Annotated in this window: 17 protein-coding genes; 9 read left to right on the top strand and 8 right to left on the bottom strand. The window is 47.5% G+C overall.

The genetic code is table 11. The features are described 5' to 3' along the window. The first annotated feature begins 7 nt into the window (after positions 1-7). Positions 8-976, top strand: a complete 969-nt coding sequence (gene cysK, locus NIES2104_RS23735; RefSeq protein WP_059000711.1) for a cysteine synthase A — start codon at positions 8-10, stop codon at positions 974-976. A 106-nt stretch (positions 977-1,082) separates the two neighbouring features. Beyond that, positions 1,083-1,799: a J domain-containing protein gene (locus NIES2104_RS23740; protein WP_059000712.1), complete on the top strand. Its 717-nt coding sequence runs from the start codon at positions 1,083-1,085 to the stop codon at positions 1,797-1,799. A gap of 68 nt (positions 1,800-1,867) precedes the next feature. Here the strand turns inward: NIES2104_RS23740 and NIES2104_RS23745 are convergent, their stop codons facing one another. Next, a complete protein-coding gene (locus NIES2104_RS23745; RefSeq protein WP_082690070.1) occupies positions 1,868-2,773 on the bottom strand; it encodes an aldo/keto reductase in 906 nt (301 codons plus the stop codon). A 95-nt stretch (positions 2,774-2,868) separates the two neighbouring features. Then, on the bottom strand, positions 2,869-3,213 hold the full coding sequence (locus NIES2104_RS23750; RefSeq protein ID WP_263971023.1) for a hypothetical protein: 345 nt from the start codon (positions 3,211-3,213) through the stop codon (positions 2,869-2,871). A gap of 89 nt (positions 3,214-3,302) precedes the next feature. On the opposite strand from NIES2104_RS23750, the gene NIES2104_RS23755 reads away from it, so the two are divergent. Beyond that, positions 3,303-4,523, top strand: a complete 1,221-nt coding sequence (locus NIES2104_RS23755; protein ID WP_059000713.1) for an FGGY-family carbohydrate kinase — start codon at positions 3,303-3,305, stop codon at positions 4,521-4,523. A 100-nt stretch (positions 4,524-4,623) separates the two neighbouring features. Here the strand turns inward: NIES2104_RS23755 and NIES2104_RS23760 are convergent, their stop codons facing one another. Both NIES2104_RS23760 and NIES2104_RS23765 read right to left on the bottom strand, forming a co-directional pair. Further along, positions 4,624-5,493, bottom strand: coding sequence for a 6-carboxytetrahydropterin synthase (locus NIES2104_RS23760; RefSeq protein WP_059000714.1), 870 nt, complete (start codon positions 5,491-5,493; stop codon positions 4,624-4,626). A 69-nt stretch (positions 5,494-5,562) separates the two neighbouring features. Beyond that, positions 5,563-6,153, bottom strand: a complete 591-nt coding sequence (locus tag NIES2104_RS23765; RefSeq protein WP_059000715.1) for a Uma2 family endonuclease — start codon at positions 6,151-6,153, stop codon at positions 5,563-5,565. On the opposite strand from NIES2104_RS23765, the gene NIES2104_RS23770 reads away from it, so the two are divergent. From NIES2104_RS23770 to NIES2104_RS23785, 4 genes are all read left to right on the top strand, one after another. Continuing rightward, positions 6,145-6,333 (top strand): hypothetical protein, encoded by a 189-nt coding sequence (locus NIES2104_RS23770; protein ID WP_059000716.1) that lies wholly within the window; start codon positions 6,145-6,147, stop codon positions 6,331-6,333. The genes NIES2104_RS23765 and NIES2104_RS23770 overlap by 9 nt on opposite strands. 262 nt (positions 6,334-6,595) lie before the next feature. Beyond that, the gene (locus NIES2104_RS23775; protein WP_059000717.1) at positions 6,596-6,910 is read left to right on the top strand and encodes a hypothetical protein; all 315 of its coding nucleotides are present in this window, start codon (positions 6,596-6,598) and stop codon (positions 6,908-6,910) included. An 18-nt stretch (positions 6,911-6,928) separates the two neighbouring features. Continuing rightward, positions 6,929-7,702, top strand: a complete 774-nt coding sequence (locus NIES2104_RS23780) for a HEAT repeat domain-containing protein (protein WP_339375201.1) — start codon at positions 6,929-6,931, stop codon at positions 7,700-7,702. A gap of 127 nt (positions 7,703-7,829) precedes the next feature. Next, on the top strand, positions 7,830-9,659 hold the full coding sequence (locus tag NIES2104_RS23785) for a polysaccharide deacetylase family protein (RefSeq protein ID WP_059000718.1): 1,830 nt from the start codon (positions 7,830-7,832) through the stop codon (positions 9,657-9,659). Between the two features lie 289 nt (positions 9,660-9,948). Here the strand turns inward: NIES2104_RS23785 and NIES2104_RS23790 are convergent, their stop codons facing one another. The 4 genes from NIES2104_RS23790 to NIES2104_RS23805 all read right to left on the bottom strand — a co-directional run bounded on the left by NIES2104_RS23790 (position 9,949) and on the right by NIES2104_RS23805 (position 14,303). Beyond that, positions 9,949-12,057, bottom strand: coding sequence for a TIGR00300 family protein (locus NIES2104_RS23790; RefSeq protein WP_059000719.1), 2,109 nt, complete (start codon positions 12,055-12,057; stop codon positions 9,949-9,951). Between the two features lie 491 nt (positions 12,058-12,548). After that, positions 12,549-13,025, bottom strand: coding sequence for a hypothetical protein (locus NIES2104_RS23795; RefSeq protein ID WP_059000720.1), 477 nt, complete (start codon positions 13,023-13,025; stop codon positions 12,549-12,551). Continuing rightward, the gene (locus tag NIES2104_RS23800) at positions 13,022-13,399 is read right to left on the bottom strand and encodes a nucleotidyltransferase family protein (RefSeq protein WP_059000721.1); all 378 of its coding nucleotides are present in this window, start codon (positions 13,397-13,399) and stop codon (positions 13,022-13,024) included. The genes NIES2104_RS23795 and NIES2104_RS23800 overlap by 4 nt, the downstream gene beginning before the upstream one ends. A gap of 37 nt (positions 13,400-13,436) precedes the next feature. After that, positions 13,437-14,303 (bottom strand): D-alanyl-D-alanine carboxypeptidase, encoded by an 867-nt coding sequence (locus tag NIES2104_RS23805; RefSeq protein ID WP_225895280.1) that lies wholly within the window; start codon positions 14,301-14,303, stop codon positions 13,437-13,439. 99 nt (positions 14,304-14,402) lie between these two features. Between NIES2104_RS23805 and NIES2104_RS23810 the strand changes: the two genes are divergently transcribed. Then, the gene (locus NIES2104_RS23810) at positions 14,403-15,077 is read left to right on the top strand and encodes a Uma2 family endonuclease (protein WP_339375202.1); all 675 of its coding nucleotides are present in this window, start codon (positions 14,403-14,405) and stop codon (positions 15,075-15,077) included. Between the two features lie 102 nt (positions 15,078-15,179). Continuing rightward, on the top strand, positions 15,180-17,801 hold the full coding sequence (gene alaS, locus NIES2104_RS23815; RefSeq protein ID WP_059002045.1) for an alanine--tRNA ligase: 2,622 nt from the start codon (positions 15,180-15,182) through the stop codon (positions 17,799-17,801). Positions 17,802-17,819: the final 18 nt, after the last annotated feature.

Genomic DNA, 17,819 nt, shown 5'->3' on the forward strand with positions numbered 1-17,819 from the left:
TCGTCTTATGCGTATTGCTCAAAATGTGACCGCTTTGATTGGACATACCCCACTCGTCCAACTGAATCGTATTCCTCAAGCCGAGGGATGTGTTGCCCGCATCGTGGCAAAGCTCGAAGGGATGAACCCGTCCGCCTCGGTGAAAGACCGCATCGGGATCAGTATGATTTTGGCAGCAGAGCGTGAAGGATTAATCTCGCCCGGAAAAACAGTATTAGTCGAGCCGACTTCTGGAAATACCGGAATTGCGCTCGCGATGGCGGCAGCGGCAAAAGGCTATCGATTGATTTTAACAATGCCAGAAACGATGAGTTCGGAACGACGCGCCATGCTGAGAGCGTACGGAGCCGAACTCGAATTAACACCGGGAATCGAGGGTATGGCAGGCTGCATTCAACGAGCACAGCACATTGTCGATACGACCCCGAATGCTTATATGCTGCAACAGTTCCGCAATCCTGCGAATCCTCAAATTCACCGCGAAACGACCGCCGCGGAAATTTGGGAAGACACCGAAGGTGAAGTTGATTTCATCGTCGCGGGGATCGGTACGGGTGGAACGATTACCGGAGTTGCGGAAGTGATTAAGCAGCGCAAACCGAGCTTTAAAGCGATCGCGGTTGAACCCTTAAATAGTCCGGTGCTTTCTGGTGGAAGACCTGGACCTCATAAAATTCAAGGGATCGGAGCGGGATTTGTGCCGCCTGTGCTGAATGTGAATTTGATCGATGAAGTGATTTCTGTCTCGGATGATGACTCGATCGCATACAGTCGTCGATTGGCGCGGGAAGAGGGCTTACTGTCTGGGATTTCCAGCGGTGCGGCACTCAAAGCTGCGATCGAAGTCGGCAAGCGTCCCGAAAATCTGGGCAAGCTAATTGTGATGATTCAGCCGAGCTTTGGTGAACGCTATCTGAGTACAGCGCTCTTCCAAGATCCGGAATTAACGATGCCTGCTGCGATGCTGAACGGCTAAGCGTTTGGGGAGCTAGGGAAAACCGTAAAAAGGTAGAAATGGGTTGACAAAAAACCGATCCTCTAGTGCCTAGCTCCCAAACCAATTCGCCTTTTAGAATGGCAGAATGGCTACTCACACTCTTACCCACTACCAAATTCTCGACCTTGATCCGACTGCAACTCAAGCAGAGATCAAGCAAGCTTATCGACGGTTAGCGAAACAGTTCCACCCTGATAGCAATCGTGCAACCGCAAGTCACGATCGCATTTCTCGTATTAATGCGGCATACGAAGTGTTAGGCGATCCGCAGAGTCGTCGATCGTATGACCAGCAGTTGAAATATTCTGAGGCGGGTTACTCTGAAGCAGAACTGCGATCGCGAAGAGAGCGAAACGAAGCCGCCCAAGCGAAATATCGACAGCAGCGAGAAGCAGAACAGAATGCTGATAATCAATTGAAGCTTTGGCTGAAACTTTTTACGTCAGTGAATCGCATCCTGAATCAAATCATTCGTCCGCTGAAGTCGCAAATCAACGAGCTTGCGGCTGATCCATTTGATGATGAATTGATGGAAAATTTCCAGGCGTATTTGGAAGAATGTCAGGAATTACTGGCAAAGGCACAGCAGAATTTTCGATCGATTCCGAATCCTCCGAGTGCTGCCGGAGCCGCTGCGAATTTGTATTACTGTTTGAATCAGTTGAGTGATGGCATTGATGAGTTAAGTTATTTCACGAATAACTATGATGATCATCATCTGCGGAACGGGCGGGAATTGTTCCGGATTGCAGATGGACTGCGGAAGGATGCACAAGCAGCAGTTCGGGAAATTCCGCGTTGATTTGAATTTAGGAAGAAATTGTGGGTCGGGCATCTTGCCTGACCCTTTTCTGTTGGATTTCTAAAACATCAAACCTGCGCGATCGCATCTTCCACGATCGCAATTTCCATCGGATCTAACCGCACCTGTGTCGCCTTCACCGAATCTGCAATACTTTCTGGTTTACTTGCACCCGGAATCGGAACAATACAAGGCGATTTTGACAGCATCCACGCCAAAATCAAACTGTAAACTGAGAGTTCTTTCTCAGCCGCTAAATCTGCAATACCAGAGAACTGCTTTAATTGACTCACTCGACCAGAACCACCGAGCGGACTCCAAGGTAAAAAGGTAATGCCTTCGGACTCACAGTATTCGAGTACGCCATCATATTCGGGGTTGCGATGCCAAGGATTGTACTGGTTTTGTACCGAGACAATTTCAACCACATCCCGCGCCCGTTTGATTTGATCTACGCTGAAGTTTGACACGCCCACGTAGCGGACTAATCCTTGATGCTGAGCTTCTTTAGCAGGGGTGAGCGCGTCTTCGATCGAATAATTCGGATCGGGCGAATGATATTGCCAAATGTCGATCGGTTTATTGCCACCTAAAGCTTCAAAACTTTCGCGAATCGTTTGCCGTAAGTGATCGGGGTTGCCGTTCTGTGTCCAAGCTCCATTCGGGCGCATTAATCCGCCTTTTGTGGCAATCATCACTTGGCTTTTATCACCAGAGTATTGTTGAATTGCTTTATAAATTAGTTTTTCATTGTGATGCTTATCGGATTCGTCGCGACAGTAGGCATCGGCTGTATCAATCAATGTGACACCGAGTTCTAAAGCTTTATGAATCGTCGCGATCGATTGATCTTCCGATGGGCGACCGCGGATTGACATCGGCATTCCACCTAGCCCGATCGGAAAGACCATTTCGCGTGTGATTCCCAGTTCTCTTAAATGGGGCAGTGACATTACTTTGTCCTGAGTTTCCATAGCAATACCTCTAAACTGATCCTCAGTAAAACGGTATTGACCAGGTTCCTACGTCCTACCCAAGAAAGAGTTCGGAAGTAACGAAGTTTACAATTCTAAAGTAATCGTTCAAACTCATTCTTAAGCGAATGAATATCTGCAACTCGACTCACAAGGAGGCTTTCTTTTCCAGCATCTTGAAGGCGATCTTTCCAGTGATGAATGAGGTCAGAATTGTTCATCCAGAAGTTCACAACTGTTCCTACAACTTCGTCTAGATGCCACTTGTGGTGAGGGCTAACCGTTTCAACAGAATGAATTAAAGCATCGAGCGTACATTCAAATGTCGAAACGTATTCGACTCCGGTAGATTGATTTTTTTCAAGAACGTTTTGTTGTTGATTGAAGAAAGACAAGATTGGAGAGACTCCAACAATATCAAAGGTATACATCAATACCATTTCTCCTCAAAACTGAGTTTATTTTTGAACGCTATTTTAGGAAGATTGAATTCGATTTGAAAAGATTTGTTGAATAATCTTAACGACTTATGGATCTATTTCTCGGAATCGATTTTGGCACCTCTGGAGCAAGAGCGATCGCAATTCATTCCAACGGTGATCTAGTTGCTCAAACCAGTGTGAAAGCTTCTCAACATTGGGATCAAATGCTGTGGCAACTTCTAGAAGCATTGTCGATCGAGGTTCGATCACGCTTAGCTCGAATTGCAATTAATGGAACCTCTTCAACGGTTTTATTATGCGATCGTGCTGGAGTTCCAATCACTGAACCTTTGATGTACAACGATGCTCGTGGTGCAAGCGTGCTAGACCAAATTCGCAACATTGCACCCGAACAACATACGGTCATAAGTGCGACATCGAGCCTTGCAAAGTTACTATGGTGGCAATCGAACTGTGAACTGTTTTCTAAAGCACAGTACTTTCTTCATCAAGCAGATTGGTTAGCATTTCTACTGCATGGACAGTTAGGAATGAGTGACTATCACAATAGTTTGAAGCTTGGTTATGATGTAGAGCGATTCGAGTATCCAGACTGGTTGCCTCTGCGAGAATTGTTGCCGATCGTGGTAGAACCCGGAAGCGCGATCGCACCGATTCAAAGCGCGATCGCTCAACGATTTAACATTCCGCTAACTTGTCAAATTTGTGCGGGAACAACTGATAGTATTGCTGCTTTTATTGCGAGTGAAGCGAAAGAAAGTGGGGATGCTGTCACTTCGCTCGGATCAACATTAGTTCTAAAGTTACTGAGCGAGACTCGCATCGATCGATCAGAGTTTGGTATCTACAGTCATCGTTACAAAGATAGATGGTTAGTCGGTGGTGCTTCTAATACGGGTGGCGCAGTGTTGGAGCACTTTTTTACCTCGAATGAACTGCGGGAATTGAGCGATCGTATTCCCGATCGTGAAAGTCCACTCGATTACTATCCGTTGTTGCAACCGGGCGATCGATTTCCAATCAATGATCCAACCCTTGCTCCTCGACTAGAACCAAGACCGGGCGATCGAGTCGAATTTCTCCACGGTCTGCTAGAGAGCATGGCGAGAATTGAAGCGCAAGGATATCGACTGCTGGAATCTTTCGGAGCGACACCCTTAAAGCGAGTGTTGACCGCAGGGGGAGGAGCAAAAAATCAAGCTTGGACAGCAATTCGGCAACGTCACCTTGGTGTTTCGGTGCAGAGTGCGACTCAAACAGAGGCAGCTTATGGAACCGCTTTATTAGCAATGCGAGGATTGATTTAATCGACGTATCCAAGACCCCGAATTATCAAGCCGCATTCAAAGTTCCCTTTAAAGAACAGTCCACCTCAAAACTTTACAGAGATGGACTGCTCTAAATCAGCTATACCTTTGCGAATGCAGGTTCACGCATCGAAAGTGCGATCGAATCGGTCGCGCTGGCACCGTAAACCTCACAGGAATTATTCGGGCTTTCAATCAATTTCACTTTGTACAACTGTGCACCAATTTGCCCAATCGGATCTTCCAGCAGATCGCGAATGTGAACAGCAATGTTTTCAGCAGTGGGCACAACTTTCTCGAAATATGGAATATCTTTATTCAAGAATGTGTGATCAAACGGTTCTACTACATAATCATCAACTGCTTTCTGAAATGCAACTAAATCTGCAATCATTCCTGTTCTCGGATCGATTTCACCTTTGATTGTGACTTCAAGGTGATAGTTATGACCGTGACCATTCGGACGAGCACACTTACCGTAGATTTCACAGTTTGTTTCGTAGCTTAGATCTGGACGAGCGAGACGGTGAGCGGCGCTGAAATGAGTACTAATGGTGAGGTAGGCTTCCATATTGTTTCCTAGATAATCTGCCCAAAGTTCGGGATGTTCGTACAGTCGGATTTTGACGATCGGTAAGTGCGATTCCAGTCGTTTCCAGATCGATCGTGCAATATGTTCAGTGGTCGGAAGCGTTTGCTGGAATTCGTCCCAAGCGTCATTCAGGAAGGAAAAATCAAGCTGACTCGTCACTTCGCGCTTGATTACGTGCTTCACATCAGACAGGTTTAGCACCATTCCATACTCGTCAAGATCTCCCAGCATCGAGACATACAGCACATAATTGTGTCCATGTCCGGGCGACCGACTACAGGCTCCGAATCGCTCGACGTTCTCCGCTTCGCTCAGTTCGCTCAAGTAGTACCGATGACTTGCCGAAAACTGAGCACGGCGATCGATGATACATTTCATAGATTAGGGTTAGGAGTTTAAAAAACTTCACACTCTTCTTAGGATACGCGCTCTGGGTTTGGATTGGGTTTAAATTTGCGATGGGTTGAGGATTTGATTCACCGTGAGCGCAAACGCAGGCACGATCTGAGATTGCAATCGGTCATCGCCGCGGTGGACTTGATCTTCGTACTGTCCGTTGTCCCAAATGCAGAGTGTGACTTGCTGGTCTTGTGGGTCGATAATCCAATATTCAGAAATGCAGCGGGCAGCGTATTCTGTGCGTTTGTGGCGATAGTCTCGGTCGCGATTGGTTGTGCCCGGAGAAACGACTTCAATGACGATCGCGGGAGATGGCATTTCGTGGGTAATGGTCGATCGAGTTTTGCCGATCAATGCCGCATAAGATTCTTCAGAATGAACAATTAGATCGGGGAGTCGGCATCTTGCTTGTCTGCCAGAGACTTCGATTTCAGTATCTTTGTAGGCAATCAGTTCGATCGGGAAATGCTTGAGAAGTTCAAACAAAATACGTTTAGCAATATCGTTATTTTGCTGTGATTCGGGCGGCATTTCAATGAGTTCTCCATCCACAAGTTCGTGTCGGGTATCTGTCCCATCGTCGTAAGTCAAATACTCTTCAAAGGTTAGTCGTTTTGTTTGAGATCGAGTTTGAGTCATGAGATTTCCGCACGCCGATCGAGGTGGTCTTATTCTATCGCAGGAGTTCTGAGCAATCAGGCTGCACTACAAGCAATTCGACGGTACCGCGCTCAAAGCATGACAGAACCAGAGAACTTGCAGATTGCTGGAGAAGATTTCGCGATCGCTTATCAAGCTTTACTGAGTCAGCGACGTTAAGGGGCCGCATTCCGAATGATTACTTCAACGCGGCGGTTTTTCTGACGACCTTCAGGATCATCCGAGCCATCCGATTTTGTGTTCGACGCGATCGGTTGCGTTTTGCCGAATCCTTTTGGAACTAAGCGATCGCCCCGTACCTGAAAGTTCTGAACTAACGTGTTTCTATCTTTGGGTTAGCCAAGCTATTTCGATCGAGGGAATTTTAGAATTTGCGATCGGGCTATCTTCAGAACCATAGCGAATTCTGAGAGTAAACATTATGTCAAACGAAAAAGATTTATCCTCGCCAGCGTCGGCAGAACCCGGAAGAGGTGCAGCCGGAAACGATCATTGGGCAGTTCAAACGGCACAGCCAACCGATGTGAATCCGCCTGATGAGCGAATTCCCTCTGGTGTCAATGTTGAGGAAAACATTCATAATCTCGAAGCCGCAGTTGATGCAGAAGCAGATACTGATTTGAAAACCACCGATGGCTATGTGATCACAGAATCCGGTCAAATCAATAACTTTGCGGTTGAACCTCCGATGTATTACGAAGACAACAACGGAAATCGCGTTGATTTACCCGATTAGTCAGATGATTTGATGCGAATGAGCGGCGGAAGTGGGGTTGCTTCCGTCGTTTTTATGGGCAGCGATCGCGATTCGCGCAATTCTGCCACAATGAAATCAGAACTTTTAAGATTTGTGAAAATTATGAGCTTGAGTATCGAGCAGATTACCCAAAACCTGGAAAGCGAAAATAGTCGCGATCGTATGATTGCCTTGGCAAACCTGCGAGATATTCCGGCTGAAGAAGCGGTGCCGCTGATTAAAAAAGTGCTGAACGATGAAAGTTTGCAGATTCGATCGATGGCAGTTTTCGCACTGGGGATCAAGCAAACTGACGAGTGTTTCCCAATTTTGCTCAACATTCTCGAAACTGAGAAAGATTATGGAATTCGAGCCGATGCCGCAGGAGCATTAGGTTATCTCGAAGATATTAGAGCGTTTGAGCCGTTAGTCCGAACATTTTACGAAGACACAGACTGGCTCGTGCGGTTTAGTGCAGCGGTCGCTTTAGGAAATTTGAAAGATCCCAGAGCCAAGGAAGTGTTGTTGCAAGCGTTGGACAGCGAAGAAGTGGTCGTACAGCAAGCCGCGATCGCAGCCTTGGGAGAAATTAAAGCGATCGAGGCTGTCGAGGCTATCTTGCAATTTGCTCAATCCGAGGATTGGCTCGTTCGACAACGACTTTCAGAAGCGCTAGGAAATTTACCCAGCGAGAAAAGCGTTTCAGCCCTGCGCTATCTGGAAAAAGACAATAATTCCAATGTGGCAGAATCGGCACGAATCTCATTAGAGCGATTAAACGGAACAATTTAACCGGACGGGCAGCGGGTTAGCGAGAAAAAGATTGACAAGCCTCCCTCTAATTGTGTAATTTGCATGACTTAGAGACGGCTGATCGATCGAGTACATATTTAGCAGTGACCCTAACCCCACCTTCACCATGAAATTGTCGCCTTGGAATCGTCTCCTGAGCTTCTCAAAGCGGGTTGCTCCTCGATCGTACCGGAAACGTTTCGCGCTCTCGTTGCTGTCTTGTGCCGCTACAGTCTCGATCGCGGCTTGCTCAGGAATCAATACGACTCAGATGACCACGCTCACGCCCCCATTGCTGAACGTGGCTGAGAAGCCGCCCACCCTGCAATCGAGTCTGAATGTCGCGATCGCGCCTGTCTGCGCTCAAGGAACTCAAATTGGGTATCAAGCCGCGACCTCTGTTCCATCTGATTTCAAGCCTGTAACCTTTAGTGCTGAATCTCAACGGTTTGCAGAAGCGTGGAAAACCGAATTTGCTGAGGTTCCTTCTCCCCAAATCAATCCTCGTGCGCGATTGGCGAAAGTGCCGATCATGATGTATCACGACATCATTGCTCAGAAAGAAGTATTTTTTGATGTCACACCCGAAGAACTAGAAGCACACTTCAAACTGATTCAGAAAAATGGACTGACTCCGATCAGTTTGGATCAGCTAGTCGAACATCTCAAAACTGGAATTCCATTACCGCCGAAACCGATCGTACTTACCTTCGATGATGGCTACCTAGGACATTACAAGTATGTCTATCCTCTGATGAAGAAGTACCGCTACCCGGCAGCATTCTCGATTTATCCAGCCAAGATCGATAAACCGAGAGGTCGTCCGGGCATGAATTGGGATCAGGTCAAGGAAATGGCGGCTGATCCGTTAGTGACGATCGCATCTCACAGCGTCAATCATCCCGCCGATTTGCGCGAGGTCAAAGATGATACCAAGTTAGCGTTCGAGATGACCGAATCGAAACAATCGCTAGAAACGAATCTCGGCATTCCGATTAAATACTTTGTCTATCCCGAAGGCAAGAATGATGAACGGGTGCAGCAAGCCGCGATCGCAGCCGGGTATCAAGCCGCTTGGACGATGAGTGATGAAGCGAATCTGTTTGCAGCGGAATCTGAAAATCTCTTCAACATCTCACGAATTGGACAATCGCAAATTGAGAAAGTTGTAGAAGTTGCGAGTGGAGGTCCGCCAGTCGCATTTATTCAAGACGGGCTGAACTTCAGCGCTCCTGTGGAACTCACCAAAACGACGATCGGGAAAGTGCCGTTAATTATGGCAGCAGGTGGAAAACCGACGACAATCCATGCCAAGACGCGGTATCAGGTTGGCGAAATCATGCAGGGAACACCCGCGATCGCAGCCGTTGACGGTGGCTTTTTCTCGCTAGAAATGCTCGACTCAAATAAAATGATCGGTCCTGTGATGAGTGGTTACTCTGGAACATTTGCGGCGGCTCCTCAAGGGTCGTTAAAAAAACTCGAAGGGCGACCGCTCGTTTTAATTAGCGATCGAACGATTAAATTTGTTCCGTTCGATCCACTCAAACACAATACTCGTGAAGGCATCACAGAAGAAATGAGCGATGTCAAAGATGCCTTTGTTGCAGGAGCGTGGCTCGTCAAAGATGGTAAACCGCAATCAGCGGAGACGTTCCGGGGATTATTTGGATTTGATGCGGAACGCGATCGAGCGTTTTGGGGAATTGATCAAGCCGATCGTCCGTTAGTCGGCGTGTCCGGTGATTATGTGAATTCGGTGGCACTCGGTGAAGCGTTATCGAAAGCAGGCTTGAAAGAAGCCGTCATGCTCGATTCGGGTGCAAGTGCTTCTTTGGTGTACAAAGGTGAGTCGATGATGAGCTACACACCGCGCCCAGTGCCGCACGTTGTGGCATTGATGCCGCCGATTCAGACAGATTCAACGACCTGTCAGACTGCTGCGGCAAAACCTTAAACCAACGTGAGTTCGATCAGTCTTTCCGCTTCGATTCGACTTCGCCCCGGAATGAAATTCGGTGCTAATTGTGCGAAGCCCACTAAAGGGGGCTAAAGGCGCATGAATTGGAAGGCTTGCAGTCCTGAAGGGACTTCGCACTGTCAGCCCCGAATTCTATTCCGGGGCGAGTAAACAACGGAGCGAAGGAATTCATCGGACTGACGTTAAACCACTGTGTCGCATTTTTGAATCGAAAAAGTCAAAAGGAGAAGCGATCGCTCTAAAACGATCGCTTCTCTTAAATTCGCTAAACAGTTTGTACAACCTGGTAAGGATTAGTCAATTTATCAAGCTGTTGTACTAACAAGCTCAAGAACAATCCAACATCGGTGACGACTCCAACCGATTCGACCGAACCTCGATCGCTTAATTTCGTCACAACCGCTGGATTGATATCCACACAAACCATCTTCACACCGGATGGAGTCATATTACCAACCCCGATCGAGTGCAGCATCGAAGACAACATCAAAATCATGTCTGCGCCTTCGATCAAACGAGCATAATCTTGCTGAGCTTCGATCAGATCCATCTTCGTATCCGGTAACGGTCCGTCATCACGAATCGATCCCGCTAGCGAGAATGGAACATTATTCTGCACACATTCGTAAAGGATGCCGTTCTTGAGAACACCCGCTTCAACTGTTTTAGCAATGCTGCCATAGCGCCGGACAGTGTTGATTACTTTCAAGTGATGGCGATGTCCACCCCGGACGGAAACACCGCGCTTCATATCAACACCGAGCGAAGTTCCAAGCAGCGATTGTTCCATGTCGTGAACTGCGATCGCATTTCCACCCAAAAGCGCCTGAACATAGCCTTCTCGAATCAATTTTGCTAAGTGCTCACCGCCGCCTGTATGAATCACCACAGGTCCCGCTGTAACGACCACACGACCGCCTTGATCCCGAATCTGCCGCAGTTCCCAAGCAATTTGCTCCACGACTAATTCGACGCGCCGTTCGCTCGATACACCTGCACCCATAAAGCTAAACTCTTGAGTGTTGCGCTGATCGCGAGTGGAAGCTTTCCGAATCGTGCGAATTCCTTCCACACCAACGACTACACGATCGCTTGTTGTTAAATCCCGCAGTAACTTACATTGAGCACTCTTACCATCTGGAGCAACCGCGATCGCGCCATCCATTCTTTGTCGATCGACTCTCACCCATTGGCAATTCACCCGAACTTCAGTCGGATAGATCGTCGTCACATAGAAGTCATCCGGTGCAACTCCATCTTGGATCACTGCTTCTAGTTCTGCATCACAAATTTCTTGCGGGCGCGGCAATGCACCTAGATCAATCAACTGCGACATGATCGTTTCCATCACATCATGAGACGGAGCCGTCACTTTCACTTCTGCCGATGAAGTACTTTGTCGCTGTGTGCCTAAGTTGAAGTTCAGAACTTGGAAGCTTCCACCCGCTTCAACAATCACATCAAGCGCACGATTGATCACACCCGAATCGAGTAAGTGACCTTCAAGTTGCACAACGCGACTTTCGATCGTGGCACTTGCATGAAGTTCAACGCGAACAGGCTCAGTCACCCGTAGCGTTAGACATTTCGCGGCTCCTCCAGCTTTGAGAAACTCTGTGAGCGGCGTTTCTAACACTTCAAACCCTGCATTCGACAACTGTTGCTTCAATTCTTTGCTGGCTTTGTTCATGATCACAATGTGATCAATGTTCACCGCATTACAAGCAAAGTTCGCCGCATCCGGTTCGGCGATCGCGATTCGTTTTTCTGCTGGAACCCGCATTTCGATCAATCGATTCGAGTACGCATCAAATGCAGGCGGATAGTACAACAGATAGCCATCTTTGAGCGGACAGAAACAGGTATCGAGGTGATAAAAGCGATCGTCCATCAATCGCAGCGAGAGCACCTCAACATCGAGCCATTTTGCTAAATACGGATGCGAATCGAGTTCTGATCGGAAACCGTATCCTGACCAGAGCCAGCGACCTTCGCGATCGAACAGTGCATCACCCGCGCCTTCAAACGGCAACTCTGGCGGCAATTCATGAACGGTAAACCCATTGTTCTCAAACCAAGCTTTGAAGTACGGTTCTTCGCCTTGCCGCTCTTTGTGATAGAACCGACTTAACACGGCTGTATCACCGAGAACCAAGCCAGCATTCGCCGTGAATACCATATCTGGTACGCCTTTTTCCGGCTGTACAAGATCGACGATCGCATGTTGCTTGATCAGTTCATACAATCCTTGCCATTGTTCCACAGCGCGATCGCGGGATGACTTGTGAATGTTGCCTTCCATCCAGGGATTAATCACATAATCCACGTCGTAATGGTCAGGCGCACACATCAGAATCCGAGTCGAGGAGGTCATAGAGAAAAATCTGGGTAAATGTGTAGTCTAGGCAATTCAACCTAGTGGAGTTTGATCCGGTGAGTTGTATCGAGCAATACGGGCGGGGGCTGACATCCGATCCATTGTAGGGAAAAGGAGACGCGATCGGACGGGTAGTAAACTTCCGAGTCAAGGTTTGAAAAGATTTCGTCGGGAAGAATGAGATCGTTTTTAAACAACAAAAAACCCAGTAGCGCGACACCACTGGGCTGGTAGCTGTGAAAGTTGATACTCTCTAATGAAATGACTTATGTGCTAATCATCTCAGGCTGCCTAGATTTCCTCATCTGTAGATTCACGGGAATGTATCCTAAAGAACGAGAAGGATTTTGGATCGGCTCAGAGAGAATCCGTATTCACACGGTATACTTTCGCAGTCAATTTGAAGATGATTGAAAGCTTTGCGATAAATTGCGGATTCGCAACGCAACTGAAATCCTAATTCACTCGCTACTTAAAGCAAGATATTCTCAAGCGCCCTGACTTCTCAGAAAAGCTGCAAACGCCGCTAATTCAGCTCGAACCTGGGAAAACAGATCTGGAACTGCTTCAACTAAAGGCTGAATACGCTCTGCCTCAAATTGCTGGGTGTAGAGGTGACGAACGATATGACGAAACCTACGATATTCATCCAAAACAACTCGATTTGCTTCAGAAATGACAGCGGGACGAACTTCTTCAACTTCGTTTACCATCTGAATCAGTAACATTTGATGCCAGTTGTTTCCTTGCGGACGTGTGCGATCGATCATTGCCGCAATCAACTCAAACAACCGCTCTAGTCCGTTGTAGAAACCGTGCAAGTTTAGCGCCACGCTATCAATGTAAAGATCATCCCCAGATTGCTGAAATCGCCGCCAACTCTGCTGAGTGCGATCGACAACCTGTTCAATTTCCTCTAGCTCTGTGATGATGCGATCAGCAAGCTCTAAAAGAATCTCACTCAAACCACAACTCCTGTGCGCTCGATCGCTTGCTTCACAGACGAACGACAAAACGGATCAGTCGGATCAACGAGATCAATCTCGAAATCCGAGTCAACCTCGTTTAGAACTCCAACTGCTGTATAAAACCGCTCTGGTGCAATTCCCCAAACTGCGAGATCAATGTCTGACCAAGGCGTATAACGGCTTTTATCGGTTAGGGAGCCAAAAATCATTACTTGTTCTGCTCCAAACTGTTCTCTGAGAATTAACGCCAATTTGGGCACTAATTCCCAGGCTTTTTGCCAATGCTCTTCTGCAATTTGGAGATTTATTCGCTTGGCGGGATTATAGTGACGTAACTCCTCAGAGGTTAAATCTAACGCTGTCTTCGCCATATGCGTCCTTGCGTACTTAGCACCTATTATAGGTGGGCTACTCACATCGATCGACTTGTGCCAGTTGCAGCACGATTTGATCGACCGCGGTTGCCAATGATTGCCCGGATTGTCCGGGTTGATTCACTACAATGCTAAACGCGATCGTGCCATAACTCGGATTATCTAAATACCCAGAGAGTGCTCTCACGCCACGTAAGGTTCCCGTTTTGCCGTGAAGATTGCCCTGAACTAAGGTATTGCGGAATCGATTTCTCAGCGTTCCATTCACGCCCGCGACCGCTAACGATCGATGAAATAATTCGTTTCGCGGATCAGTAAACATTGCTTCTAACAAGGTCACTAATGCAGCAGGGGTGACGCGATTGCTGCGAGACAGTCCTGAACCATCAACCTGAGCATAAGTATTTGCATCAATTCCTAAATTTGTGAGAGCGCTTCTGATCGCAGATTGACCCCCAATGCGGCGACGAAGGGCATCGGCTCGATCGTTGTCGCTGTAACGATTCACAACCGTTAGCCAGTTCTGAAAATTAGATGGAGCGCGATCGGCAAGTTGAAGAGCGGCGGCAGTCGTTAACAGCTTGACATTCGAGGCGGGAATTAGAGAAAGATTTGGATTGTGCTGGTAGAGAATGGTCGATTTCTCGATCGGTTTAATCACAATGCCCCAACGTGCTGAACGAAATCTAGGTTGTTGAATAATACGATCGATTCTTGTTGCTAAATCACGTGCACAAACTGTAGAGACTGCGGCTTGAGGCGTTTGAGCAGTGGCAACCTCCGGGTGACTCCAGAATCCTAGACTGATACTCGCGATTACCGCAGTTGCTTTAATCACTTGTCGAGTTTGAATGAGAGCGTTTTTGTCAGACCTTCGCATCATGCTAATCGTAGAATTCACTGAGCGTTTCCGTAGCAGAATTCTTCCTGCCGCGATGCAATATATCACAGGAGTGAACCACGATCGCGATCGATAAAAATCAGCATTTGCGTTGAGATATTGGAAAATAAAGAGGCTGAATGGGCAAAAATTATGCTTCTAGAACTCAAGCGAATTGAAGTTCCACCAGGGCAGCGAGTCTTATTGCAGGATGTCTCATGGCAAGAATTTGAGCGAATTCTAGAAGACTTGGGCGATCGCCGTGCAACTCGAATCGCTTATGAAAACGGGATTTTAGAAATTATGACACCTTTGCCCGAACATGAAGCCAACAAAGAAGTGATTGGAGATTTGATCAAAGCACTGCTTGAAGAATTGGATTTTGAATTTCTCACATTGGGATCAACCACGTTCAAGAATCAGCAAATGCTCAAGGGAATTGAGCCAGATCAGTGTTTCTACATCCAAAATGAATCCAGAGTTCGAGGCAAGAAACGCCTAGATTTGAGTACTGATCCACCACCGGATCTCGCGATTGAAATTGATCTAACTTCTCGGACTCACCCAAGTATTTATCAAGAGTTGGGAGTTCCGGAGCTATGGCGATTTGAAAAAGGACAACTCCAGATCAATGTTTTGCGGAATGATCAGTATGAAGTTTCAGAGCGTGGGGAAATTTTTGCAGCGCTACCGATCGCACAAATCATTCCACAGTATCGAGAGCAGAGCAACATCATCGGAAGAAATGCAGCCTTGAAAGCATTCCGACAATGGGTAAGACAGCAAATCGAATAAACAGCGATTTTGAGCTTCAGTTTTGCCAAAATGCCAGCCAATCTAGCGAACCTGCGGCAAGATAAGATAAATAACGCAATTGTTAAATTTCCTTGGACTTCAATGGCTACTCCTCTTAGCGGCGCTCAAATTCGGCAAACGTTTCTCGATTTCTTCGCACAGCGCGGACATCAACCGCTACCGAGTGCGTCGCTCGTGCCTGAAGATCCAACCGTATTGCTCACGATCGCGGGAATGCTTCCGTTTAAGCCGATTTTTCTCGGTCAGCGTCAGGCAGAGTTTCCGCGCGCAACGACTTCGCAAAAATGTATCCGCACGAATGATATTGAAAACGTAGGACGAACGGCGCGACACCATACGTTCTTTGAAATGCTGGGGAATTTTAGCTTTGGGGATTATTTCAAGTCGCAAGCGATCGCTTGGGCGTGGGAATTATCGACCAAAACGTTCGGCTTACCTCCGGAGCGCATTGTTGTGAGCGTGTTCGAGGAAGATGATGAGGCGTTTGCGATTTGGCGTGATGAAGTTGGAATTCCAGCACACCGAATTCAGCGGATGGGTGCAAAAGATAACTTCTGGAATTCGGGTCCGACGGGTCCTTGTGGTCCTTGCTCTGAGTTGTATTACGACTTTCATCCGGAGTTGGGAGACGATCAGATTGACCTCGAAGACGATACTCGATTCATTGAGTATTACAACCTGGTGTTTATGCAGTACAACCAGGACATTGACGGGAACTTAACTCCGCTTCAGAACAAAAATATTGATACTGGAATGGGCTTAGAGCGGATGGCGCAGATTCTGCAAAAAGTGCCGAATAACTATGAGACGGATTTGATTTTCCCGATCGTACAAACCGCCGCTAAAATCGCTGGAATCGATTACGCGATCGCAGACGACTCGACAAAAGTATCGCTCAAAGTAATTGGTGATCATGTTCGTGCAGTCGTTCACATGATTGCAGATGGCATCACCGCATCGAATGAGGGACGTGGCTATGTGTTGCGGCGTTTGATTCGTCGAGTCGTGCGTCACGGGCGCTTGATTGGAATTGAGCAAGACTTTACACCGGAAGTTGCAGAGAGTGCGATCGCGCTTTCTGAGTCGGCTTATCCGAATGTGCGACTGAAGGAAACGGTTGTTAAATCAGAATTGAAGATCGAAGAAGAGCGCTTTCGTAAAACGCTCGATCGCGGTGAAAAACTGCTCGAAGATATCTTGAGCAAATCACCCAAACACATCTCAGGAGCAGAAGCATTTGAGCTATACGACACTTACGGTTTTCCGGTTGAACTGACCGAGGAAATTGCAGCGGAAAAAGGCTTAACTGTTGATATAGAGGGCTTTGAAGCTGAGATGGAAAAGCAGCGTCAACGGGGACGCGATGCCCATCAGACGATCGATTTAACGGTTCAAGGCACACTAGACACCTTAGCGGCATCGCTGCAAGAAACTGAATTTATCGGCTATAAACAACGATCGAGCCAATCAGAGATTCAACTATTGCTCGTCAATGGTGAAACTGTCGATCGCGTTGAATCGGGTGCAGAAGTGCAAATCGTTCTGAACCAAACGCCGTTTTATGCGGAATCTGGAGGGCAAATTGGCGATCGAGGCTATCTTTCCGGTGATGATTCGGTGATTCGGATCGAAGATGTGAAAAAAGAATCGGCTTTCTTTGTTCACTTTGGACGAGTCGAGCGTGGAACAGTTAGAGTCGGCGATCTCGTCACGGCTCAAATTGATTTATCCTGTCGTCGTCGTGCGGCTGCAAACCATTCTGCAACTCACTTACTGCAAGCAGCACTCCGCAGGATTGTCGATGAAGGAATTTCTCAAGCGGGATCATTAGTAGACTTCGATCGCTTACGTTTCGACTTCAACTATTCCAAGCCATTAACCACTGAACAACTGCAACAAATCGAAGAACAGATCAATACCTGGATTGCAGAAGGACATCAAGCGGAAATTGCCACGATGCCGATCGCAGATGCAAAAGCGAAAGGTGCGATCGCAATGTTCGGTGAGAAATACGGCGATGAAGTTCGCGTCATCGACTTCCCAGGCGTTTCGATGGAACTCTGTGGCGGAACTCATGTCAGCAACACCGCAGAAATCGGATTGTTCAAGATTGTTTCAGAAGCGGGTGTTGCTGCGGGAATTCGTCGGATTGAAGCGATTTCTGGGGCATCGGTTCTAGAGTATCTCAATGTTCGCGAAGCAGTTGTGAAAGAGTTAAGCGATCGCTTCAAAGTCAAACCCGAAGAAATTTCTGATCGGATTACTGCACTGCAAACCGAATTGAAGAACACTCAGAAGCAGTTAGAAACCGTGAAAGGACACTTAGCGATCGCAAAATCGGATCAATTACTGTCTGAAGCTGAGTCCGTTGGAGAGTTCAAAATTCTGGTGGCTCAGCTTGAGGGCGTTGATCCGACTGCCTTACAAAAAGCGGCGGAACAATTGCTGCAAAAAGTTGGAGAAGGCGCGATCGTTTTAGGTTCAGTCCCCGAAGCAGGGAAAGTCAGCTTTGTGGCGGCGTTTAGTCCGGCGGTGGTGAAGAAGGGACTGCAAGCGGGGAAAGTAGTGGGCGCGATCGCGAAAATCTGCGGCGGTGGCGGTGGTGGTCGTCCGAATCTTGCACAAGCAGGCGGACGAGATACGAGCAAGCTACCGGAAGCATTGGCAGAAGCGAAGCAACTGTTACAGACTGGACTCAGCTAAATTACTATACGGCTTGGT

It is taken from the genome of Leptolyngbya sp. NIES-2104 (genome assembly GCF_001485215.1).
In the GTDB taxonomy this organism is placed as follows: domain Bacteria; phylum Cyanobacteriota; class Cyanobacteriia; order Leptolyngbyales; family Leptolyngbyaceae; genus Leptolyngbya.

What these genes read in the sequence shown, in the direction of transcription:
- cysK (WP_059000711.1), top strand. Translation starts at nt 8, where the DNA reads ATGCGTATTGCTCAAAATGTGACCGCTTTGATTGGACATACCCCACTC.
- NIES2104_RS23740 (WP_059000712.1), top strand. Translation starts at nt 1,083, where the DNA reads ATGGCTACTCACACTCTTACCCACTACCAAATTCTCGACCTTGATCCG.
- NIES2104_RS23745 (WP_082690070.1), bottom strand. Translation starts at nt 2,773, where the DNA reads ATGGAAACTCAGGACAAAGTAATGTCACTGCCCCATTTAAGAGAACTG.
- NIES2104_RS23750 (WP_263971023.1), bottom strand. Translation starts at nt 3,213, where the DNA reads ATGGTATTGATGTATACCTTTGATATTGTTGGAGTCTCTCCAATCTTG.
- NIES2104_RS23755 (WP_059000713.1), top strand. Translation starts at nt 3,303, where the DNA reads ATGGATCTATTTCTCGGAATCGATTTTGGCACCTCTGGAGCAAGAGCG.
- NIES2104_RS23760 (WP_059000714.1), bottom strand. Translation starts at nt 5,493, where the DNA reads ATGAAATGTATCATCGATCGCCGTGCTCAGTTTTCGGCAAGTCATCGG.
- NIES2104_RS23765 (WP_059000715.1), bottom strand. Translation starts at nt 6,153, where the DNA reads ATGACTCAAACTCGATCTCAAACAAAACGACTAACCTTTGAAGAGTAT.
- NIES2104_RS23775 (WP_059000717.1), top strand. Translation starts at nt 6,596, where the DNA reads ATGTCAAACGAAAAAGATTTATCCTCGCCAGCGTCGGCAGAACCCGGA.
- NIES2104_RS23780 (WP_339375201.1), top strand. Translation starts at nt 6,929, where the DNA reads ATGAGCGGCGGAAGTGGGGTTGCTTCCGTCGTTTTTATGGGCAGCGAT.
- NIES2104_RS23785 (WP_059000718.1), top strand. Translation starts at nt 7,830, where the DNA reads ATGAAATTGTCGCCTTGGAATCGTCTCCTGAGCTTCTCAAAGCGGGTT.
- NIES2104_RS23790 (WP_059000719.1), bottom strand. Translation starts at nt 12,057, where the DNA reads ATGACCTCCTCGACTCGGATTCTGATGTGTGCGCCTGACCATTACGAC.
- NIES2104_RS23800 (WP_059000721.1), bottom strand. Translation starts at nt 13,399, where the DNA reads ATGGCGAAGACAGCGTTAGATTTAACCTCTGAGGAGTTACGTCACTAT.
- alaS (WP_059002045.1), top strand. Translation starts at nt 15,180, where the DNA reads ATGGCTACTCCTCTTAGCGGCGCTCAAATTCGGCAAACGTTTCTCGAT.